Origin of the sequence: Mesorhizobium sp. M7A.F.Ca.US.008.03.1.1 (genome assembly GCF_003997495.1) — a bacterium.
GTDB lineage: Bacteria > Pseudomonadota > Alphaproteobacteria > Rhizobiales > Rhizobiaceae > Mesorhizobium.
The window spans coordinates 59,087-80,908 of the sequence record NZ_RZRU01000020.1; the positions used below are offsets into that span (position 1 = coordinate 59,087).

Genomic DNA, 21,822 nt, shown 5'->3' on the forward strand with positions numbered 1-21,822 from the left:
GTCAAAGTCAAAGGTTGGGAAAAAGATTGCAGGACAAATCTGGGGTCAGCCCAGTTCGACCCAGACCGGCAAATGGTCCGAGCCGACGGCCTTTCGATCGACCCATAGACGCTGCAGGGATCTGGCAAGCGAAGCGCTTGTGAAGATATAGTCGATGCGCTTGTGACGGCTGGGATCGGTGGGTTGCTTGGGGTCGACCCAGCTGATGAGATCGTCGCCGCTGGCGTTCAGCCGCAAGGCGGCATCGACGGCGAAGTCGGCGGTCAGCGGCATGCCGAATTCATGGTCCGGCCGGCCGGCGAGTTCGACATATTCTGGCGAGCCGGCCAGCATGTTGAAATCGCCCATGCCGACAAAGGCTTCGGGATGCGGCAGTTCCGGCAGGCCGATCTCGGCGACGCCGGACAGCGCGCCGCCTTCGAGCGCGTAGTTCAGCATGCGTTGGCGCAGGAACTGGATCTGGCTGGCGCGTTCGAGGGGGCTGCGGTGATCGAGATGGATGGAATAGAAGCGGATGAAACCGAGCGGCGTCTCGATCAGCGCTTCCAGCGCGCCACGCTGGAAGTTCATCATCTCGAAGCTGCGGCTGCGCGGCAAAAGCAGGTTGCGCGACAGATGAATGGGTGTTTTCGACAGCACCATGTTGCCGAGCTGGAAGGTTCTCGTGACGGCACGGCCGTTGTCGATGTGCGAACCGATATTGGCCTCGAAATTGCTGCCATAGACGGCGAAATAGTCGGGCAGCGCCTCGCCGATCTCGGCGACCATGTCGCGGCCGCCATTCCGGGGATTGTTGCGGGTCACCTCCTGCAAAGCGATCACGTCGGCGTCGCGCACGGCATCAGCGATGCGCCCGACATCGTATTGCCCGTCGAGGCCGATGCCGTACTGGATGTTGTAGGTTACAAGCTTCATTCCGGCATCTCTCCGGCCGATCCCGCGCGGCCATTGTCACAAAACGGCCTCGCCCTTCGCCGCGCCTTGGTTTAGAGCAAGGGCCAAGGTTTAGAGCAATGCCGCAAAGCCACTAGTAGAAACTGTACAATCTCATGAAATTTCTCGATCAAGCCAAGGTCTACATACGCTCCGGTGACGGCGGCGCTGGTTCGGTGTCGTTCAGGCGCGAAAAATTCATCGAGTTCGGCGGGCCCGACGGCGGCGATGGCGGTCGTGGCGGCGATGTCTGGCTGGAGGCGGTCAACGGGCTGAACACGCTGATCGACTACCGCTATCAGCAGCATTTCAAGGCCAAGACCGGCGTCCACGGCATGGGGCGCAACATGACCGGCGCCAAGGGCGCCGATGTCACGCTGAAGGTGCCGGCGGGAACGCAGGTGTTCGAAGAAGACAATGAGACGCTGATCTGCGACCTGACCGTGGTCGGCCAGCGCTTTCTGCTGGCCAAGGGCGGCAATGGCGGGTTCGGCAACCAGCATTTCAAGACCTCGACCAACCAGGCGCCGCGTCGCGCCAATCCCGGCCTGCCGGGCGAAGAGCTCAACATCTGGCTGCGGCTGAAGCTGATCGCCGATGCCGGGCTGGTCGGGCTGCCCAATGCCGGCAAGTCGACATTCCTGGCCGCCGTCACCGCGGCCAAGCCGAAGATCGCCGACTATCCGTTCACGACGCTGCACCCCGGCCTTGGCGTCGCCCGCATCGACGCACGCGAATTCGTCATCGCCGATATTCCTGGCCTCATCGAAGGCGCGCATGAGGGCGTCGGCATCGGCGACCGCTTCCTTGGCCATGTCGAGCGCACGCGTGTGCTGCTGCATCTGGTTTCGGCGCAGGAGGAAAATCCGGGCAAGGCCTACAAGACCGTGCGCGCCGAACTCGAAGCCTATGGCAACGGCCTGACCGACAAGGTCGAGATCGTGGCGCTGTCCCAGGTCGACACGCTCGATGCCGAAGCACGCAAGAAGAAGGTCGCCTCGCTGAAGCGCGCCGCCGGCCGCGCGCCGATGCTGTTGTCGGCGGTCACCGGCGAGGGTGTCGAGGCGGTGTTGCGCGCGCTGATGTCGGTGGTGGCCGAGGCGCGTGCGCAGATCGCCGCCCCGGTCGAGACACGCTGGGACAGATAGGACGATGCAGTCGCTGAGAAAATATCGGCGCATCACCGTCAAGATCGGCTCGGCGCTGCTCGTTGACCGCACGACGGGCCTGAAGCGCGACTGGCTGGCCTCGCTCGCCGACGACATTGCCGTGCTGGCCCAGGGCGGCGCTGAAATCCTCGTCGTCTCGTCCGGCGCCATCGCGCTTGGCCGCACCATCCTTGGCCTCGGCAAGCGCGCCCTGAAACTGGAGGAGAGCCAGGCGGCGGCAGCCGTGGGACAGATCGCATTGGCCGGCGCCTGGTCGGACGCGCTCGGCAAGGGCAGCCTGAAATCGGGCCAGATCCTGCTGACGCTCGGCGACACCGAGGAGCGCCGCCGCTATCTCAACGCGCGGGCGACGATCTCGACGCTGCTCAAGATGAAGGCGGTGCCGGTCATCAACGAGAACGATACGGTGGCGACTTCCGAAATCCGCTATGGCGACAATGACCGGTTGGCGGCCCGCGTCGCCACAATGATGGGCGCTGACCTCCTGGTGCTGCTTTCCGACATTGACGGGCTCTATACGGCGCCGCCGGCGCGTGACCCCAACGCCAAATTCATTCCGGTGGTCGACCGAATCACGCCAGATATCGAGGCGATGGCGGGCGCCGCCGCTTCCGAGCTGTCGCGCGGCGGCATGCGCACGAAGCTCGATGCCGGCAAGATCGCCACCGCCGCCGGCACCGCGATGATCATCACGTCGGGCACAAGGCTATCGCCGCTGATGGCGATCGAACGCGGCGAGCGCGCTACTTTCTTTCGGCCGAGCGGCAACCCGGTCAAGGGCTACAAGACCTGGATCGCCGGCCAGCTCGAGCCAGCCGGCCGGCTGACGGTCGATGCCGGCGCCATCGGCGCGCTGCTGTCGGGCAAGTCGCTGCTGCCGGCCGGCGTCAAGCTGGTCAGCGGCAATTTCTCGCGCGGCGACACGGTGGCGATCCTGTCGCCCGAGGGCCGCGAGATCGCGCGCGGGCTGGTTGCCTACGATGCAGCCGATGCCGTAAGGATCGCTGGCCTGAAGACGGCCGAGATCGAAACCGTGCTCGGTTACGAGGCGCGTTCGGCGATGATCCACCGCGACGACCTTGTGGTGAGCCATTCCGGTGACCAAGTACGGGCCGGTGACCAAGTACGGGCCGGTGACCAAGTACGAGCTGGTGACCAAGTACGAGCTGGTGACCAGGTACTAGCCGGTGACCAAGTCACGGTCGGCGGCGATATAAGCGGAGGATGAGCCATGCTGAAACTGCATGAAAAATCCGGGGATGACACCGTAGCGATGATGGCCGATATCGGCCGTCGCGCCCGCGCTGCCGCCCGACCGCTTGCCATCGCCGCGACGGCCGCCAAGAATGCTGCACTTGCCGCCATGGCCGAGGCGATCGTCGCCCGTGAGCAGCACATCCTCGACGCAAACGCCATCGACGTCTCGAACGGCCACGAGTCTGGCTTGTCCGCTTCGTTCATGGACCGGCTGAAGCTCGATCCGGCGCGTATCCGTGCCATGGCCGAGGGCATCAGGGAGATCGCCGCGCTGCGCGATCCGGTCGGCGATGTCATCGCTGCATGGGATCGTCCGAACGGCCTGCATATCGAGCGCGTGCGCACGCCGCTCGGCGTCGTCGGCGTCATCTATGAGAGCCGCCCGAACGTCACCGCCGATGCCGGCGCGCTGTGTCTCAAGGCCGGCAATCCGGTGATTCTACGCGGCGGCTCGGATTCGCTCAATTCCTCGGCCGCCATCCATGCCTGCCTGGTCGAGGGGCTGAAGGAAGCCGGCCTGCCGGAGGACGCCATCCAGCTGGTGCCGACCACTGACCGCGCCGCTGTTGGCGAGATGCTGAAAGGCTTGGGCGGTACGCTCGACGTCATCATTCCGCGCGGTGGCAAAAGCCTCGTCGGGCGGGTGCAGAACGAGGCGCGGGTACCGGTCTTCGCGCATCTCGAAGGCATCTGCCATCTCTACATCGACCGTTCGGCCGATCTCGACATGGCGGTGCGGATCGCCGTCAACGCCAAGATGCGGCGCACCGGCGTCTGCGGTGCCGCCGAGACGCTGCTGGTCGACCGGGCGGTTGCCTCCACCCATCTGGTGCCGATCCTCGATGCACTTCGCGCCGCCGGCTGCGAAATCCATGCCGATGCCGAGGTGCTGACAGTGTTTTTCGACGCCCAGCCTGCGACCGATGCCGACTGGGTGACCGAATATCTCGATGCCATCATCGCGGTGAAGCTGGTCGACGGTATCGCTGGTGCGATCGAGCATATCGAGACGTTTTCCTCGCATCACACCGAGGCGATCGTCGCCGAGGATGCGCAAGCGGTCGAAAAATTCTTCAACGAGATCGATTCGGCGATCCTGCTGCACAACGCCTCGACACAGTTCGCCGATGGCGGCGAGTTTGGGATGGGCGCCGAGATCGGCATCGCCACCGGCAAGATGCATGCGCGCGGACCGGTCGGCGTCGAGCAGCTGACGTCTTTCAAATACCGCGTGCGCGGCTCGGGACAGGTGAGACCTTGAAGCTTTTTGTCGTCAGGGCCTGAGGCGTTGCGCCAAGCTACCCCCCTCTGTCCTGCCGGCCCCGGCCCTGCGCTGTCGCTCCGGGCGTTCGTCGTTCGGAAAGCCAAGCAATTGGCTTTCCGTCCGCTGTGCGGACCACTCCTCACCCCCCTCAAGGGGGGAGATTGGCTGTTGTTTTTAATTTCGCCAATTGCTGCCGCCGCAGAATTTCTGCCGTTGGTGAAGCTGCCAATCTCCCCCCTTGAGGGGGAGATGTCCGGCAGGACAGAGGGGGGCGCCTAGCACCATGCTGTCGTCCCTTCAGCCCCCCGTCCCCTCCCACTATCTCAAGATGCCGCACGCCGAAAAAGGCCTCGCCGTCGGCCTGTTCGGCGGCTCGTTCAATCCGCCGCATGCCGGCCATGCGCTGGTCGCCGAGATCGCGCTCAGGCGTCTGGCGCTCGACCAGCTGTGGTGGATGGTGACGCCGGGCAATCCGCTGAAGAGCACCAGGGAATTGGCGCCGCTCAACGAGCGGCTGCAGCTGTCGGAGCAGATCGCCAAGAACCCGAAAATCAAGGTCACCGCTTTCGAGGCCGCCCATCACGTCCGCTACACCGCCGACACGCTGGCGCTGGTCAAGGCGCGCAATCCCGGTGTCGACTTCGTCTGGATCATGGGCGCCGACAGTCTGCGCGATTTCCATCGCTGGCAGCGCTGGCGCGAGATCGTCATGACCTTCCCGATCGCCGTCATCGACCGCCCGGGCGCGACGCTGTCGTTCCTGTCCTCGGTCGTCGCCAAGACCTTCGACTATGCCCGCATCGACGAGGGCGATGCGCCGCGGCTTGCCCGCATGAAGGCGCCGGCCTGGACCTTCATCCACGGCCCGCGCTCGTCGCTCTCGTCGAGCGCGATCCGCAAGCTGGCGAAGGGGTGAGCCCGGCCGCCCGGCCATGTCGCTTTTATCGCTCCCTTTGCCCGTTTCATGGGCAATCCTGAGCAGGCATGTCGATTCCCGGGAAAAACCGCAGCGAAGCCGAGCAGGGCGCCGAGCCCACGCCGCTGATCGCGATTGCCAGCGTCATCGTATCGATGGCGCTGATCGCCGTCGGCAATGGGCTGATGTTTGCCTATATCCCGGTGCGGCTCGGAGCCGAGGGTTTCGATCCGACCTGGGCCGGGCTGATCATCACAGGACTTTCGGCCGGCGGCCTCGCCGGCTGCATCCTGACCGGGCCGCTGGTGCGAAGGGTTGGCCATGCGCGTGCCTTCATGGTGCTGTCGGCGCTGATCGCGCTGGCAAACGCCGCTGTCGGCGCCGGGGTCCATCCGCTGCTGTGGATAGCCGCCCGCGCGCTCTACGGCTTTGCCATCTGTGGTCTGTTCATCGTCGCGCAGAGCTGGCTGAACGATGCCGTCCCAAACGCCATCCGCGGCCGGGTGATGGCTTTCTTCTACGTTGCCTATGTCGCCGGGCTCGGCGTCGGTTACGCGACGCTGGCGCTGGTCGATATCAGGACAGCGGATGCGCCGCTGATCGGCATCGCCTTCACGGCGCTATCGATCCTCCCTGTCGGGATGACCAAACTTGCCCAGCCGCCGGCACCGCAGGCGGCCTCGGTGGCGCTGCGCCGGGCCTGGCGGGTTTCACCGGTCGGCGTCGCCGGCATGCTTGCCGTCGGCGGCCTGTCGATGTCGATTGCGGGCTTCGCGCCGATCCACGCCACGGCCAAGGGCTACAGCCAGGCCGATGTGGCGCTGCTGCTTTCGGCGATGCCTCTCGGCACGCTGATCCTGCAGATCCCGCTTGGCTGGATTTCCGACCGAACCGACCGCCGCTATGTGCTGATCGCCGCATCCGCGCTCGCCATGGTCGCCGGCCTGTTTGCGCTCGGGTTCGATGGCGGCGCGTTGGCCGCGTTGGTCGTGATCTACATCGTGTGGGATGGCGCTTCGGAATCGATCTATTCACTGGCCAGCGCACATGCCGCCGACCGCGCCGGCAAGGATGACATGGTGGCGCTGTCCAGTTCGCTTTTGTTTGCCTGGTCGTTGTCGGGCTTCGTCGTGCCCGGCATTGTGACGGCGCTGTCGGCCGTCTTCGGAACGCAGGCTTTCATCTATGTGGCTGTTCTCATCGCCGCAGCCTTCTGCCTGTTCGTGCTTTTGCGTGTGTTCACGACGCGTGCGGTCCCGGTCGGTGAAACCGGCAGTTTCGCACCGATGACGGCGCAGGCTCCGTTGCCGGTCGAACTTGCCTTCGCACCGGACGATGAGGGCCGGCACTGAGCCAACCGACTATTGTCGACGGGCTTCCGGCGACGGCGCTTCCGGTTGCGGCAGCGGGATCGATATGCCTTCGCTATCGAATTCCTGCTTGGCGCGCTTGGTGAGATCGGTCTGGGTGGCGAAGAAGTCCGCCGACGATGTCCAATAGCGCAAGGCAATCGAAACAGTGCTGTCTCCCAATGTCGAGACGAAAGCGATCGGTGCCGGCTCCCGCTTGATCCGCCGCTCGGCCGCGGCAATGGCAAGCAAGGTTTTCTGAGCCCTGTCGATGTCGTTCCAGGAGCCGATGCTGAGTGTGATGTCGCTGCGGCGCACGCCGTTGCGCGAAAAGTTGCGCACCGGCTGGTTCCACAGCGTCGAGTTGGGCGCCAATATGTAGACCCCCTCGGCCGTCCTGAGCTTGGTTGCGAACAGGCCGATCTCCTCGATCGTACCGGCAATCGAACCGACCTCGACGGACTCGCCGATGCGAAACGGCCGCAGCGCCAGAAGCATGATGCCGGCGGCGATGTTCTGCAGCGTGCCTTGCAACGCCAGGCCGATGGCGAGGCCAATGGCACCGATGGCGGCAATGATCGAGGCCGTCTGCACGCCGAACTGGCCGAGCACCATGATGGTGACGAGGACCAGGATGGCGTAGCGGACGATCTTGGAGAAGAAATGCCGCAACGTCGCGTCGAAACCATGGATATGGCCGAGACCGGCAAAGATCGAACGTTCGGCAAGGCCGGCGACGATATAGCCGACAATCAAGAGGATGACGGCACCGATGGCCGAGAAGGAGTACGAAACGATCAGCGTGCTCAGTTGGGCGAGGCCAGCCTGGACGCTGATTAAGGCGTTTTGCGGGTCGATCGGCATGGGGGAAATCCGGTTGGTCGATGAGCCGATAACCTATGCGGGCGGCGAGGGTTCCGATCTTTTCCGGCGTGCAGCGGAACCACAGCAGCGACAATACGTTCGTGCGAGGCAGGGTCCCGTCTTGAAACTGTCAGGGAACTCTGCCTATCTAAGTGGTGTCACCTGCTTCAAGGGGTGATTTGGTTGTTCTTGCTGCGAAAGGAAATACACTGAGAACAGCACTGCGGAAGAAGGCCGATATCATGCCTTCGCCGGCCAGGATCAGCGTAGACGACGCCGTGTCCCGCGCCATCAAGACAGTCCTTGCCAGTCTGGAAGACTCCAAGGCCGAAAACATTGTCTCCATCGACATCCAGGGGAAATCGAGCCTCGGCGACTACATGGTCGTCGCTTCGGGCCGATCGCACCGTCATGTCGCGGCTGTCGCCGATCATCTTCTCAAAGCGATCAAGGATGCCGGTCTCGGCACCGCGCGCGTCGAGGGGCTGTCCGGCGCCGACTGGGTCCTGATCGATTCTGGCGACATCATCGTCCATGTCTTCCGGCCCGAAGTCCGCGAATTCTACAATCTCGAAAAGATGTGGCAGGCGCCGGACCTCGAGGAAGAAACGCTCCACTAAGTCGTTCGCGCGGCTTACAAGGCGAGGATGAAGATATCAGTTCATGCCGTGGGCCGGATGAAAGCCGGCCCCGAGAAGCTGCTCGCCGACCGTTATTTCGAGCGCTTCGCCAAGAGCGGCCCGGCGGTGGGGCTTGAATTTGCCGGCATTGCCGAAATCGCCGAGGGGCGCGGCCAGACCGCAAGCGAGCGGCGGCGCGAGGAAGGCCAGAAGCTGCAGACGCATTTGCAGCCCGGTACCGCTCTGATCCTGCTGGACGAACGCGGCAAAAGCTTTTCCTCGGAAGATTTCGCCGGGCGCCTTGGTCTGTTGCGTGACGGTGGCCGCAAGGCCCTGATCATCGCCATCGGTGGCGCCGACGGCCACGATCAGTCGCTGCGCGACCAGGCCGAACTGGTGATGTCGTTTGGATTGCTGACATGGCCGCATCAACTGGTGCGCGTGATGCTGGGAGAGCAGCTTTATCGTGTGGCCACCATCCTTTCGGGACATCCCTACCATCGCTCATAAACCGGTGAATTGGTGCGACATGCCCGGATTTCCGCCCCAATGCCGACGCAAGATTGCATCGAGTGGGCAGTTTCGAACATGGTTGATTGTTCGTTAACGAAGCCACGCATAGAGTCGGGCTTCAATGTCTGAAGACAGAAAATCAAGAACGGGCTCATGGCGCGCGCGCTGCGGCATCGCGGCGGCGGTGCTTGTGCTGTCGCTGCATGCGGGGCGGGCGGAAAACACGCTCGACATGGCTCCTGATCCGGATCAGAGCCGGGCCGAATACGAACGGGTCTCGAAGGAGATCACGCTGTCGTCCGAACGATTGGCCAAGCTCTCCGCCGACATCGCGACGATCAAGAAGGATCACGCCTCGATCACCGCCGCATTGATCCAGTCGGCGATGACCGAACAGAAGCTCGGCCAGGACATCGAAGACATCGGCGCCAGGCTGGAAGGGCTGAAGGGCCAGGAGCAGAAGATCCGCGCCTCGCTGATGGCGCGGCGCGACGTTCTGGCCGAAGTGCTGGGCGCGCTGCAGCGCATGGGCCTCAACCCGCCGCCGGCGATCCTGGTCAAGCCCGAGGATGCGCTGTCGTCGGTGCGCAGCGCCATCCTGCTCGGTGCCGTGGTGCCGGAACTGCGCCAGCAGACAGATAGCCTGCTCGCCGATCTCAAGGAGCAGTCGCGGGTCACGGCCTCGATCGAGGCCGAACGGGCGCGGCTGACGGCGGCGGTCGGCGACCAGGCGGCGGAAAAGAAGCGGCTCGGCATGCTGCTGGAGGCCAAGCAGAAGCTCGAAGCCGACACGCAAACGCAAATGGCCGCCGAAAAGCAGCGATCCGAAGCGCTGGCGGCCAAGGCCGGCAGCCTGAAGGAGTTGATCGCCTCGCTCGAAGTGCAGGCCGACAAGAGCCGCAAGGCCGCCGATGCGGCCAAGGCCGCCGAGCAGAAGACGGCGGATGGCGACAACACATCTGCGCCGGCCGAACTGGCGTCACTGCCGGTGCCGGAAAGCAACCAACTTGCCGCCGCGGTGCCCTTTTCGGCGCTGCAGGGACAGATCGCGCTGCCGGTGACCGGCCGCATCAAACGTCGATTCGGCGCCGATGACGGTAACGGCGCGGTGATGCTAGGCGACATGGTTGCGACACAATCGGGAGCCATCGTTACCGCGCCGGCGGATGGAAATGTGCTTTATGCGGGGCCGTTTCGCTCTTATGGTCAACTCTTGATCCTGAACGCAGGCGACGGCTATCATGTCGTTTTGGCGGGGATGAGCAGAATCAGCGTCGCGACCGGTCAATCAGTGCTTGCAGGAGAGCCGATCGGTGCGATGGGAGAGGCCCGGGTGGCGAGCACCTCGGTTTCGAAGAATGGAAATGCCACGCCGGAACTCTATGTCGAGTTCCGCAAGGATGGAAAACCCGTCGATCCGGCCCCATGGTGGGCGGACCGTTTTTCTGGAAGGACGTGAATAATGCGGAAACTGTCGCTTCTGTTTGCCGGTGCGCTGATGGGCGCGTCCGCCATGAGCCTGGTCTATGGCGCACCCGGCTCGGCGGCGAACGCTGCAGGGTCGGAAACCTACAAGCAACTGGCGATCTTCGGCGATATCTTCGAGCGGGTGCGGGCACAGTATGTGACACCGCCCGACGACAAGTCGCTGGTCGAGAACGCCATTAACGGCATGCTGGCCTCGCTTGACCCGCATTCCTCCTACATGAATGCGGAGCAGGCGCAGGATATGCGCGTCCAGACCAAGGGCGAGTTCGGCGGCCTCGGCATCGAGGTCACCATGGAGAACGACCTGGTCAAGGTGATCACGCCGATCGACGACACGCCGGCCGCCAAGGCAGGCGTGCTGGCCGGCGACTACATCGCCAAGATCGATGGCGAAGAGGTTCGCGGCCTGACCCTCAACGATGCGGTCGACAAGATGCGCGGCCTGGTCAACACGCCGATCAAGCTGACCATCCTGCGCCAGGGCGCCGACAAGCCGATCGAACTGACGGTCGTGCGCGACATCATCAAGGTCAAGGCGGTCAAGTTCCGGGTCGAGAACGACATCGGCTACATGAAGATCACCTCCTTCACCGAAAAGACCTATGACGACCTCGAGAACGCCATCGACACCATCAAGAAGCAGATTCCCGACGACAAGCTGAAGGGCTACGTTCTGGATCTCCGCCTCAATCCGGGTGGCCTGCTCGACCAGGCGGTGAGCGTGTCCGATGCCTTCCTCAACCGCGGCGAGATCGTCTCGACCCGCGGCCGCGACCCCAAGGACGTCACCCGCTTCGACGCCAAGCCCAAGCAGGTCGACGACATCAACGGCAAGCCGATGATCGTCCTGGTCAATGGCGGTTCGGCCAGTGCGTCGGAAATCGTCGCCGGCGCGCTGCAGGATCTGCGCCGCGTCACGGTGGTCGGCACGCAGTCCTTCGGCAAGGGCTCGGTGCAGACCATCATTCCGCTCGGCGAGAATGGTGCGCTCAGACTGACGACGGCGCTCTATTACACGCCGTCCGGCAAGTCGATCCAGGGCAAGGGCATCACGCCCGACATCAAGGTCGACCAGCCGCTGCCGCCGGAACTGCAGGGCAGGGACCTGACGCGCGGCGAATCCGACCTCAAGGGCCATATCAAGGGCGCCGACGAAAGCAAGACCGGTTCGGGCTCGGCGGCTTATGTGCCGCCGGATCCGAAAGACGATCTGCAGCTCATCTATGCCGAGCAACTGCTGCGCGGCCAGAAGACCGATCCGGCCTTCCCGCCCAATCCGCAAAAAGCGGTTCTCAACCAGTAAGATCTGGAGCGGTGCACGCGCCGCTCCATCTTTCAGTTTGAGCCTGATGGAAGCAATGCGATGCTGCCGGGACCGAAAGGTTCCGGCAGTTTGATTCGGGGTGCGAGGCAAAGCCCCCAAGACATGGCGCGGGGTGCGCCGGGATTGATGAATTCGCGCATGTCTTTTCGAAGCGGCTTCGCCTTCGGAGCCATGCGCCCGGGGATTAGGCTTGGCTGATATCGGCAAGGACATCGAACGCCCGCTCGGACAGGCAGTCCGGTCGCCGCGCGCCACCGGCAAGCCCAGCGGCGGTGCGATCATGGCGACGGTGGCCGTGCTGGCGCTGGCAGGCGTCTCCGGCGCGATCGCGCTCAGGGAAAAGTCGTTTCGAAAGCCGCAAGAGGTTGCCGTTTCAACGCCCAAAGTGACCGCGGCGGCCGAGCCCGCCGCCGCGCCGCCCGCATTGGCCCCGGCGGCACCGAAGCCGGAGACGCCGGTCAAATCAGGCGGGCCGCAGATCATCCATGTGCAGACAGAGGAGGGCGGTGGGCCGCCCAAGGCAGCGATCGTCATTCGCGATCCGTCGACCATCGGCCAGAACCTGAAGATCGCGCATATTCCAGACAAGGCGCTGGTCGAGGCCAGCGAGACCGGGCCGTTGCCGGTGCGCGCCGCCGATGGCAGGCGGCCGTTCGACGTCTATGCGCGGCCCTGGTCGGGCGGGCGCGGCGCACGGGTGGCGATCGTCATCGGCGGGCTTTCGGTTTCGCAGACGGGCACCCAGGCGGCCATCGCCAAGCTGCCGGCGGAAGTGACGCTGGCTTTCGCGCCGCAAGGCAACAGCATCGGCCGCTGGATGCAGGCAGCCAGGCAGAGCGGCCACGAGATCGTCATGCAGGTGCCGCTCGAACCGTTCGATTATCCGAAGGTCAATCCGGGACGCAACACGCTGACGGTGGCTGCGAGCGCGGATGAGAACCTGAAGAGCCTGCACTGGGCGTTGTCGCGGACGACCAACTATACCGGCGTCATGAACTATATGGGCGCCCGCTTTTCCGCCGACGCGGCGGCGATGGAGCCGTTCATCGCCGAGCTCGGCAAACGCGGCCTCGCCTATATCGACGACGGCTCGTCGGCTCGCAGCCTGGCGCCGGACTTGGCGCTGAAGGACGGCGTGCCCTTCGTCTCCGGCGACATGGCGATCGATGCCGTACAGGATCGCGGCGAAATCCTGAAGAAGCTCGACAGCCTGGAGGCGACCGCGCGGGCCAAAGGCACTGCCGTCGGCATCGGTTCGGCCTTCGACCTGACGGTCGACACGGTGACGTCTTGGGTGGCCGAGGCCAAGAAGCGCGGCATCGAGATCGTACCGATTTCGGCGGTGGCCATTGACCCGCAAAAAGGCTTGCCATCGGAACACGGCTGGAAAGACTGACTGATGGCAAAGACAAAAAAGATCGACCGCGAAACGTTGCCTTATCGTCCCTGTGTCGGGCTGATGATCCTCAATGCCGAGGGCCTGGTCTGGGTGGGGCACCGCATTGCCGAACCGGACAGCGAATTTGCCGGCACGACGCAACTCTGGCAGATGCCGCAAGGCGGCATTGATGAGGGCGAGGAGCCCCTGCAGGCGGCCGAGCGCGAACTCTATGAGGAGACCGGCATGCGCGGCGTCTCGCTGCTGGCCGAGGCGCCGGACTGGATCAACTATGATTTGCCGGACCATCTCGTCGGCATCGCCTTCAAGGGCCGGTATCGCGGCCAGACGCAGAAATGGTTCGCCTTTCGCTTCCACGGCGACACCAGCGAGATCCAGATCAACCCGCCGCCGGGTGGCCACACCGCCGAGTTCGACAAATGGGCATGGCGGCCTATGGAGGATCTTCCCGACCTGATCGTGCCGTTCAAGCGCCATGTCTATGAGGATGTGGTGGCGGCGTTCCGGCATCTGGTGCAATAGCCGCGATACAAACCGCAGTTGCCGCGCCGGCCCGGCGGTCCTATTGATGTATCCCCTACCACGCGAAGGGTCGCCATGAACGACGCCCCCCAAAAGTCGCCGCCAGAAGAGGTCACCGCCACAAGCGAAGTGGCGGCTGGGGCCCTCCTCACCATCGATCTCGGTGCAATCCGTGAAAACTACCGGCGGCTGAAAGCGCGGTTGGGCGATGTTCGCTGCGCTGGTGTGCTCAAGGCGGACGGCTACGGCGTTGGCGCCGGGCAGGTCGCGGCGGCGCTGCTGCGCGAAGGCTGCGATATCTTCTTCGTTGCGCTTCTGGGCGAAGGCGTCGCCCTGCGCCGCTCGCTTGGGCCGGGCCCTGCCATTTTCGTGTTGAACGGCATTCCGCCCGGTGCCGAGGCGGACGCCGTGGCAGCGAACCTTAGCGCTGTCATCAACAGCCCCGAGCAACTGGCGGCTTGGCGTGCGGCGGCTCGCCGCGCCGGCCGAAAACTGCCTGCCGCGATCCAGGTCGACAGCGGCATGTCGCGGCTCGGCATGGCGCTTCGGGATGTGGATCGCATTGCCGCCGACCCGCAGGCCTTCGACGGCATCGACATCCGTTACGTGATGAGCCATCTGGCCTGCGCCGACGAGCCGGAGCATCCGGCCAATGAGAAGCAGCGGTCGGCGTTCGAGCGGCTGCGCAAGATGCTGCCGGAGGCGCCGGCCTCGCTGGCCAATTCCTCCGGCATCTTTCTTGGGGAGCGCTTTCACTACGATCTCGCCCGCCCCGGTGCCGCGCTCTACGGCATCAATCCCACACCGGCAAAGTCCAATCCGATGCTGCCGGTGGTGTGGCTGCAGGCAAAGGTGGCACAGACGCGCAGCGTCGAAAAAGGCGCGGGCGTCGGCTATGGCCACACCTATCATGCGCAAGGCCCGCTCAGGCTGGCGACGATTTCGTTCGGCTACGCGGATGGCTGGCAACGCCGCGCCGCGTCCGCCGCCTGGTTCGAGGGCGCGCGGCTGCCTTTCCTCGGGCGGGTGTCGATGGATTCGATCATTCTCGACATTTCCGCCCTGCCGGTCGGCAGGCTGCGCGAGGGCGATCTCGTCGAACTGCTCGGTCCTTCGCAAAGCGTCGATGACGCCGCCGGCCATGCCGGCACCATCGGTTACGAGATCCTGACCAGCCTCGGCCCGCGCTTCCATCGGCGCTATGTCGGCGGTTGAGCGGTTTGGCCGCGCTTGACAAGTGGACGCCTGTCGGCAAGGCTCCTTGCATGAGCAATCTCGCTTATATCAGAACCTTGTTCAGGGTCTGCCCGATCGCGGGATCGTAGCCCCGGCGCGGCTGCCTTTTGGCGTCCGTCCGAACCGGGGCATTTCTACCTGACATCATCATTCTCGAGCCAGACAGCTTCGCGGCTGCCGGCTTTTCATCAAGCCACCGTTTGTGCGGCGGCAGGCGCGCGTCTGTTCGATGCGCCAAGTCATGAGGTTTGCCATGCAACATGCAACAGGATTGCGTCCACCGAGCCGGCTTCTGGTCAGCGATGCCGACCACCACAGGCTGACGGGCCTGGCGCGGGCGTCGCTCGACCGCGTGCCCGAGACGGCCGAAGAACTGCTTTCGGAGATGGACCGTGCCGTCGTCACGGCAGCGGCTTCCATCCCGGCCAACGTGGTGCGGATGGGTTCGACGGTGACAATCCGCAACGATGGCGGCAGCACCCAGCGCGTCACACTGGTCTATCCCAGCGAAGCAGACATCAGTGAAAACAGGATCTCGGTGCTGACGCCAATGGGCACGGCGCTCATCGGCGCGTCGGTCGGACAGACGGTGTGCTGGAGCAGCCGTGGCGGCCGGGAACTGTCGGCGATCATCGAAGTGGTCGATATGCCGGCCTGCGGGCGCGAGGGGTCCTGATCATGGAGACGGCGATGACAGGCGCGAATTTCCGGCTGACGACGAAGGACTTCGCCGTCCTCGAGATCATGTTGGAGCGTCGGCGGGCTTTCGCGGATCCGATTGTTCCAATGCTTGAAGACAAGCTTTCCAAAGCCGAGGTCGTTGCGATCGATTCGGTCGGACCCGGCATCGTGACGCTGAACAGCAGAGTGGTGTTTCGTGTCGATGCCGGCGCTGCCCAGACCCGGACCTTGGTGCAGAACGAGGTGCGCGGTCCGGTCGGCTCCAGCCTGTCGATCATGACAAGGCGGGGGCTTTGCATGCTCGGCATGGCCGAGGGCCAGACTGCATGGATCGAACAGGCCGACGGCAGGCGGGAGTCGATCCTGATCGCGGCCGTGCTCTACCAGCCGGAGGCCGCGCGGCGTGCCGTCAGGGAGAAATCCGAAGCCGAGGCGCGACGGCCGCATGGGCTCACCCTCGTCTACAGCGCCGCAGCCGATTGGCAGCCCCTTGGCGAGGGAGCCGGAATGCGGCAGACAGGGGATGACGACCCCGGTCCCACGGCGGCGTGAACAGGCAACACTGCATGATCTCGAAAATCGGCATCGATTTTCGCTGGGATCATGCGCAAATCGGAAATGCGGCCGTGTCCAAGGTGTCCTGAAGGGCGCGCGGCAAGGAGTGAACGATGAAGATCATGGTGCTGGGCGGTGGCGTCATCGGAGTGACCACGGCGTACTTTCTTGCCGAGGCCGGCCACGAGGTGACGGTTCTCGACCGCCAGAAAGGTCCGGCGCTGGAAACCAGCTTCGCCAATGCCGGCGAGATTTCGCCCGGCTACGCCTCGCCCTGGGCCGGACCCGGCATTCCGCTGAAGGCGATCAAATGGCTGCTGATGAAGCATGGCCCGCTGGTGGTGCGGCCGGCCTTCGACCCGCATATGTGGACATGGCTGATCAAGATGCTGCGCAACTGCACGGCCGAGCGCTATGCGATCAACAAGGCGCGCATGGTGCCGCTCGCCGAATACAGCCGTGACACGCTGAAGGCGCTGCGCGAAACAACCGGTATCGCCTATGACGAGCGGACCCAGGGCACGCTGCAGCTGTTCCGTACGCAAAAGCAGCTCGACGGCACCGGCGGCGATGTCGAGGTGCTGAAGAAGTATGGCGTGCCTTACGAGATCCTCGACCAGGATGGTTGCATCGCGGCTGAGCCTGGCCTTGCCGGGGTGCGCGAAAAGTTCGTCGGAGGCCTCAGGCTGCCGCACGACGAGACCGGCGACTGCAAGATGTTCACCGACAGGTTGGCCGAGCTTTGCGTGGCCCGCGGCGTCAAGTTCGAATACGACGTGACGATCTGGCGCGTCATCCGCAGCCGCAACCGCATTGCCAATCTCAGCACCAGCAAAGGCTGGAAGGCCGCCGACGCCTATGTGATGGCGCTGGGCAGCTATTCGGCAGGGTTCATGCGCAGGGTGAAGCGGCCGATCCCAGTCTATCCGGTCAAGGGCTATTCGATCACCGTGCCGATCAAGGACGCCGCCGCGGCACCGGTGTCGACGGTGATGGACGAGACCTACAAGGTGGCGATCACCCGGCTTGGCGACCGCATCCGGGTTGGCGGCACGGCCGAGATTTCCGGCTTCGACCTAAGGCTGCACGAATCGCGGCGGCGCACGCTGGAACACTCGGTCGGCGATCTCTTTCCGGGCGCCGGCGCCATGCGGGACGCGACGTTCTGGTGCGGGCTGCGGCCGATGACACCGGATGGTCCGCCGCTGATCGGCCGCACCGAGCTCTCCAATCTCTATCTCAACACCGGCCACGGCACGCTCGGCTGGACCATGGCCTGCGGCTCGGGCAAGGTGCTGGCCGACATCATCTCCAGCCGGGTGCCTGACATCGACGTCCGCGACCTCGCGCAGGAGCGCTATCTGCGGTAGAGGGTTAGAACGCCTGCCGGACCCAGTCCTCGTCGAACAACAGCCGATAGGCCCACGGGATCGTCACATTGGTGGCGACCGGATTGGAGTGGGCGACATAGTCGTCATAGATCGGCTTCATCCTGGTGTAGAAGGCCGGATCCAGCACCATCATGCCGTTCTCACTATCGTGGAAGAAGCTGCGGTTGTTGAGATTGACCGACGAGATGGCGACCAGCCTTTCGTCGATCATCATGATCTTGGAATGCAGCACCACGTCAGGCGCCTTGAACTCGCGGATGTTGATGCGGTCGCCATATTTCTCGACGAACAGCTTGTTGAGCGCGGTGAGGAACTTGCCGCCGATATCGCCCTTGAGATCGATGCGGCCGACAATGTCGATCCTGACGCCGCGCGCGAGCGCCCGGTCAACAGCTTGGGCAAGCTTGGGCGTCAGGTTGAGGTAGGGATTGACGATCTGGATATGGTGCTGGGCGGCGTCGACCAGCTCGACGAAATAGTCTTCCAGCGCGTGGCCATCCTCGTAGGGCACCGAAATGAAGTGCCGCGCCGTGCCTGACGGCCGGGCGCCGTCGGACCGGACCGGAATGGAGAAGGGTCGCGCCAGATTGGTGTCGGCGTCGCGCAGCCACACTGTCGAAAGATGCGCGGCGAGTGTCTCCACCGTGGCCGGATCGGCGAACTCGATGTCGAAGTCGCTCCAGTTCGAATAGTAGTTCAGCGAGAGCCCGTCGGTCTTGCCGTATTGCTCGAGATCGGGATAGCGCGACAGATCGATCGGCTGGTGGAACAGGAAGCCGTCATGGATGTTACGGCCGCCGATGATGGCGCGTGAGCGCCCGGGATCGTCGGCAAGCGTTGCCAGCATCTTGACATGATGGACCTTGTGCAGCTGTGAAATCTGCTCGTCGATCGGCGCGCCCCGGTCCGCCCGCCAGCGATATTCCTGCAGCTCGACATTGGGGAATTCGGCTGCCAGCCGATGCAGCATGGCGTCGTCCTTGTCGCGCTCCAGCACGTCGGTGACCATGATGCGGACCTTGGTGCCAAGTGCTGCATGATGGCGGATCAGCCGCTCGATGATCCGGCCTGAGAAGTCGGCCTTGAACTCCAGCGACGACAGATAGATCAGCTTCAGCCTTGGCGCCCTGGAGAAGTCGAGCGGCAGCTCCGGGTCGCCCTTGTCGATGGCGCTGTCGGACAGCGGCGCTCCCATCAGCGCCTCGACCTTGGCGTTGAAGCCGTCGCGCGACTTGCGCAGCAGGCGCGGCTTTCCGATCGGCAAGGCACAGGTCTGCGACAGCCAGCGGCTGGCATAGAAGGCGCGGCTGAGAGCATCGAGGCCGGTGGGGTTGGGCATCGGGCAACGCTCGTAGCGACTATCGAAGGCGGCGAGAGCCGGATCGGCGCTCTCTTCGCGCCGGATGGTGAGCGGTGCGCCGGCCGGGACAAGGCTGGAGCGGATTTTTACGCTGCAGCGGTTCAGGCTTTCACTTGGGAACAGGCTGACCGTGTCGTCCTCGCCGGACAGGCGAAAGCGAAATGCCGTGCCCGTGGCGATGGTGCGTGAACCGCCACCGGCACGGATCGCCAGCGTGCCGTCGCAGGTGCCCTCGATGTCGGCGGGTTGCTTGCCGGCCTGGCGCAGCACGATCTCGACGCTGCGCGCCTGCAGGCCGGAGAAATCGAAAGTCTTGGGTTCCGAGGGCCGTGCTGCCGCATCGATGTAGAGCGTCTGCCGCGACACCCGCCAGCGGCCGTCGAAACGGCCGTCGCCGCCGCTGGCGCCGGCCGGCGGCAGATGCGTTTCGGCAACCGGCCCGGCCAGTTGCTGCAGCGTCCGGTAGGTCGCCTGGAAATCGCTGTTGCGGATTTCATAGCGGTCGTGGCCGAAAGGGCCGGTGCCATTGGCGCGGTCCATGGCGCCAAGCTGGTGGTGGGCGAGCAGCGCCAGGAACCGCTTTTCGTAGTCGCTCGTGCCGGCGTCGCCGAAAAACTGGGCGGCGGCGATACGCGGCCCAGATGTCCCGGCCGACAGCAAGGGCCGTTCGCAGGCCGTCTGGCCTTGCAGGATGTCGCAGGCATTGCGGCCAGCGCCGGCGCAGCCGGCAAGGGCCGCCAGCCCGAACACGGCGGCGATGATGAATGCGCGGACTCTCACCCGGCCGCTCCGGCCTTCATGGCGCTCAATTGCGCCGGGTCACGCGGTGGCATGAAGCCTTGCGGGAAAACCTTGCAGACGGGAATGGCGAAGGTGGCGATCAGCAGCTCCGCCTCGCCGCGCATTTTGCGCGGCGCTGTCTTGTCGCCGCGTATCGCTTTCGCCGTGGCGACGAGGGCGCCGTCGCAGTCGCAATGGTCGTGGCGGGCGATGTAGCAGGCGTCATGCGTCTGGCAAGCCGCGTCGAGGCGGTTGACCGGCCGGGCCGACAGATCGCCGGTGCGGGTGCCGGGGCCGCAATAATTGCCGAAGACGAAATGCGAGGGCCGCGCCATGGCGTAGCGGATCGGCTTGGGCAGTTCGGCCTCCGGCACCTTCGTCCACGGATTGGCGCAAGCGGAAACGACAAGCAGCGGCAGGATGGCAAGAACGGCTCGCATGTCTATCCGCGCCAGCTTTCTGAACGATTTCCCACTCGGCGACTGCCCCGTGGCCAGCGATCCGCACGCCTGATGCCACACTGGCCGGTTTTGTGGCAAGGAAAAGGCGTGTGTATCGTCCGATTGTGATATGCCGGGTAGCACAACCTGACCGGGCGTTATCTTGCCTGGTATTTCGCGAGCACCGGCGATGCGTTTTTGCTTTTTGGCCACTGCTGTCGGGTTTCTGGTCTACGCCACAGCGGCCAATCCCGCCGATAAGACTGTCCACGACCAGGTGAACGGTTTTTCGCTGACCTTTCCGGAGGGGTGGATCAATGAGTCGCTTACCGACGAGGAGATAAGGCTGAGCGTGAAGTCCGCCGATCTCAACTGCATGGTATCGGCCTCGATTTACATTCCGTCGGCACAGGGCTCGCAGTCCGATACGCGTAAATTCATGGAAGGCTGGTCGATGCACAATTGGAAGAGGACAATAGGGAGTTCATTCAGCACAGCCGATTTCAGCAATGACAGGCTTGCAAGGTTTCCGGACGGCTATCCTGTACGCCTTGCCGACGTGGACTTCACGGTGCGCCGCGAGAGTACAACCTTTTATGGCCATTCCAGATTTGCGTTTTCGGTCCGAGGCGCGCGCTACGGGTATGTGAACTGCAATGTCATGGCCCAGAGCGCCGAGCAAGTAACGCAAATGTGGGGGCCGCTGGCCGATCAAGCCGAACGGGTGGTGAGTTCGTTCGTTCTCGATACACCCTGATGGCCTATCTATAGGAAGAGGCTTCTCTTCCGCTCCACCATCTTGGTGATGAAGCTAGCCACGATCTGGACGCGGCGCAGCGGCCGGACCGATTCGTGATAGACCAGCCAGTAGGCGCGCCGGATGGGCGCCACCACATCGACCGGCACCAGTTCCGGTATCGAGCGGGCGACGAAGGTGTGCAGGATGCCGATGCCGGCGCCCGAGCGCACCGCTTCGGCCTGGCCGAGCGCCGAGGAGATGGCGAAGCTGGTGCGCCAGTCCGGGCTGAATTCGGCTGCGTAGTCGAGCGATGGGCTGACGATGAGGTCCGGCACATAGCCGATGAGGGTGTGCTGGCCGAGCTCGGCGGCCGTATGGGGCAAACCATGCATTTCCGCATAGGCGCGCGAGGCAAACAGGCCAAGCGAGTAGTCGACCAGCTTTCCCGCCACCAGCCGGCCTTCGGTCGGCCGCTCGACAGTGATGGCGATGTCCGCCTCGCGGCGCGACAGCGAGAAGGAGCGCGGCACCGGCACCAGCTGGATCGTCAGCTCGCGGTGGAGAGCCGTCAGTTCGCCGAGGCGCTTGGCCAGGAAGGCGACACCAAAACCGTCAGGCGCGCCGATGCGCACCGTGCCGGAGACGTCGTCGCCCTCGCCGGCGACAGTCGAGCGCGCGGCGATCATGTCGCCCTCCATGCGCTCCGCGATTTCCAGAAAGCGCTCGCCGGCGGGTGTCAGCTCGCTGCCGGTGGTCAAGCGGCGAAACAGCTTTGTCCGCAGGGCACCCTCAAGTGCGGCGATGCGGCGCGAGACGGTGGCGTGGTTGAGTTCAAGCCGTTTGGCCGCGCCAAGGATCTGGCCGGCTCGGGCCACCGCGAGGAAGATGCGGACGTCATCCCAGTTCATGGAGATGATCCGGATGACAGCCACCGACGTTGCGTTCTGTGGCGCCCCCCTCTGTCCTGCCGGACATCTCCCCCTCAAGGGGGGAGATTGCCTTGTTATCTCTGCTTTCGCCGA

At 64.3% G+C, this 21,822-nt stretch carries 21 protein-coding genes; 16 read left to right on the top strand and 5 right to left on the bottom strand.

What is annotated here, in order from left to right:
- Positions 1-45 precede the first annotated feature (45 nt).
- Entirely contained in the window at positions 46-915 is an 870-nt protein-coding gene (locus tag EOA16_RS24270; RefSeq protein WP_127260463.1) for an endonuclease/exonuclease/phosphatase family protein, read from the bottom strand.
- Positions 916-1,049: 134 nt separating this feature from the next.
- On the opposite strand from EOA16_RS24270, the gene obgE reads away from it, so the two are divergent.
- From obgE to EOA16_RS24295, 5 genes are all read left to right on the top strand, one after another.
- A complete protein-coding gene (obgE, locus tag EOA16_RS24275; RefSeq protein ID WP_127260464.1) occupies positions 1,050-2,081 on the top strand; it encodes a GTPase ObgE in 1,032 nt (343 codons plus the stop codon).
- Positions 2,082-2,085: 4 nt separating this feature from the next.
- The gene (proB, locus tag EOA16_RS24280; RefSeq protein ID WP_127260465.1) at positions 2,086-3,330 is read left to right on the top strand and encodes a glutamate 5-kinase; all 1,245 of its coding nucleotides are present in this window, start codon (positions 2,086-2,088) and stop codon (positions 3,328-3,330) included.
- 3 nt (positions 3,331-3,333) lie between these two features.
- Positions 3,334-4,620, top strand: a complete 1,287-nt coding sequence (locus tag EOA16_RS24285; RefSeq protein ID WP_127260466.1) for a glutamate-5-semialdehyde dehydrogenase — start codon at positions 3,334-3,336, stop codon at positions 4,618-4,620.
- Positions 4,621-4,906: 286 nt separating this feature from the next.
- Entirely contained in the window at positions 4,907-5,539 is a 633-nt protein-coding gene (locus EOA16_RS24290) for a nicotinate-nucleotide adenylyltransferase (RefSeq protein WP_245456010.1), read from the top strand.
- Between the two features lie 68 nt (positions 5,540-5,607).
- Positions 5,608-6,891, top strand: a complete 1,284-nt coding sequence (locus EOA16_RS24295; protein WP_127260467.1) for an MFS transporter — start codon at positions 5,608-5,610, stop codon at positions 6,889-6,891.
- A 9-nt stretch (positions 6,892-6,900) separates the two neighbouring features.
- Here EOA16_RS24295 and EOA16_RS24300 read toward each other — a convergent pair whose 3' ends face one another.
- Positions 6,901-7,752, bottom strand: coding sequence for a mechanosensitive ion channel domain-containing protein (locus tag EOA16_RS24300; RefSeq protein ID WP_127260468.1), 852 nt, complete (start codon positions 7,750-7,752; stop codon positions 6,901-6,903).
- A 242-nt stretch (positions 7,753-7,994) separates the two neighbouring features.
- On the opposite strand from EOA16_RS24300, the gene rsfS reads away from it, so the two are divergent.
- The 10 genes from rsfS (at position 7,995) to EOA16_RS24350 (ending at position 17,460) form a co-directional block, all read left to right on the top strand.
- Positions 7,995-8,372 carry a ribosome silencing factor gene (rsfS, locus tag EOA16_RS24305; protein ID WP_013529073.1) on the top strand — a complete coding sequence of 126 codons (378 nt, stop codon included), beginning with the start codon at positions 7,995-7,997 and terminating at the stop codon, positions 8,370-8,372.
- Between the two features lie 27 nt (positions 8,373-8,399).
- On the top strand, positions 8,400-8,882 hold the full coding sequence (gene rlmH, locus EOA16_RS24310; RefSeq protein WP_127260469.1) for a 23S rRNA (pseudouridine(1915)-N(3))-methyltransferase RlmH: 483 nt from the start codon (positions 8,400-8,402) through the stop codon (positions 8,880-8,882).
- A 124-nt stretch (positions 8,883-9,006) separates the two neighbouring features.
- Positions 9,007-10,344: a murein hydrolase activator EnvC gene (locus EOA16_RS24315; RefSeq protein ID WP_127260470.1), complete on the top strand. Its 1,338-nt coding sequence runs from the start codon at positions 9,007-9,009 to the stop codon at positions 10,342-10,344.
- On the top strand, positions 10,345-11,676 hold the full coding sequence (locus tag EOA16_RS24320) for a S41 family peptidase (RefSeq protein WP_164754373.1): 1,332 nt from the start codon (positions 10,345-10,347) through the stop codon (positions 11,674-11,676).
- Between the two features lie 211 nt (positions 11,677-11,887).
- Positions 11,888-13,093: a divergent polysaccharide deacetylase family protein gene (locus tag EOA16_RS24325; RefSeq protein ID WP_127260472.1), complete on the top strand. Its 1,206-nt coding sequence runs from the start codon at positions 11,888-11,890 to the stop codon at positions 13,091-13,093.
- A gap of 3 nt (positions 13,094-13,096) precedes the next feature.
- Positions 13,097-13,618 carry an RNA pyrophosphohydrolase gene (locus EOA16_RS24330; RefSeq protein WP_127260473.1) on the top strand — a complete coding sequence of 174 codons (522 nt, stop codon included), beginning with the start codon at positions 13,097-13,099 and terminating at the stop codon, positions 13,616-13,618.
- Between the two features lie 75 nt (positions 13,619-13,693).
- Positions 13,694-14,833: an alanine racemase gene (alr, locus tag EOA16_RS24335; RefSeq protein WP_127260474.1), complete on the top strand. Its 1,140-nt coding sequence runs from the start codon at positions 13,694-13,696 to the stop codon at positions 14,831-14,833.
- A 274-nt stretch (positions 14,834-15,107) separates the two neighbouring features.
- A complete protein-coding gene (rnk, locus tag EOA16_RS24340) occupies positions 15,108-15,530 on the top strand; it encodes a nucleoside diphosphate kinase regulator (RefSeq protein ID WP_127260475.1) in 423 nt (140 codons plus the stop codon).
- A gap of 14 nt (positions 15,531-15,544) precedes the next feature.
- Positions 15,545-16,087, top strand: coding sequence for a nucleoside-diphosphate kinase (locus tag EOA16_RS24345; protein WP_245456011.1), 543 nt, complete (start codon positions 15,545-15,547; stop codon positions 16,085-16,087).
- A 116-nt stretch (positions 16,088-16,203) separates the two neighbouring features.
- Positions 16,204-17,460: a D-amino acid dehydrogenase gene (locus tag EOA16_RS24350; RefSeq protein WP_109664561.1), complete on the top strand. Its 1,257-nt coding sequence runs from the start codon at positions 16,204-16,206 to the stop codon at positions 17,458-17,460.
- Positions 17,461-17,464: 4 nt separating this feature from the next.
- Here the strand turns inward: EOA16_RS24350 and EOA16_RS24355 are convergent, their stop codons facing one another.
- The gene (locus tag EOA16_RS24355; RefSeq protein ID WP_127260477.1) at positions 17,465-19,621 is read right to left on the bottom strand and encodes a phosphatidylserine/phosphatidylglycerophosphate/cardiolipin synthase family protein; all 2,157 of its coding nucleotides are present in this window, start codon (positions 19,619-19,621) and stop codon (positions 17,465-17,467) included.
- Positions 19,618-20,061, bottom strand: coding sequence for a hypothetical protein (locus tag EOA16_RS24360; protein WP_127260478.1), 444 nt, complete (start codon positions 20,059-20,061; stop codon positions 19,618-19,620). Before EOA16_RS24360 ends, EOA16_RS24355 begins: the two co-directional genes overlap by 4 nt.
- 163 nt (positions 20,062-20,224) lie before the next feature.
- On the opposite strand from EOA16_RS24360, the gene EOA16_RS24365 reads away from it, so the two are divergent.
- Positions 20,225-20,818, top strand: a complete 594-nt coding sequence (locus EOA16_RS24365) for a hypothetical protein (RefSeq protein ID WP_245456012.1) — start codon at positions 20,225-20,227, stop codon at positions 20,816-20,818.
- Between the two features lie 8 nt (positions 20,819-20,826).
- On the opposite strand, the gene EOA16_RS24370 is transcribed toward EOA16_RS24365, so the two are convergent.
- Entirely contained in the window at positions 20,827-21,708 is an 882-nt protein-coding gene (locus tag EOA16_RS24370; RefSeq protein WP_127260479.1) for a LysR family transcriptional regulator, read from the bottom strand.
- Between the last annotated feature and the right edge of the window lie 114 nt (positions 21,709-21,822).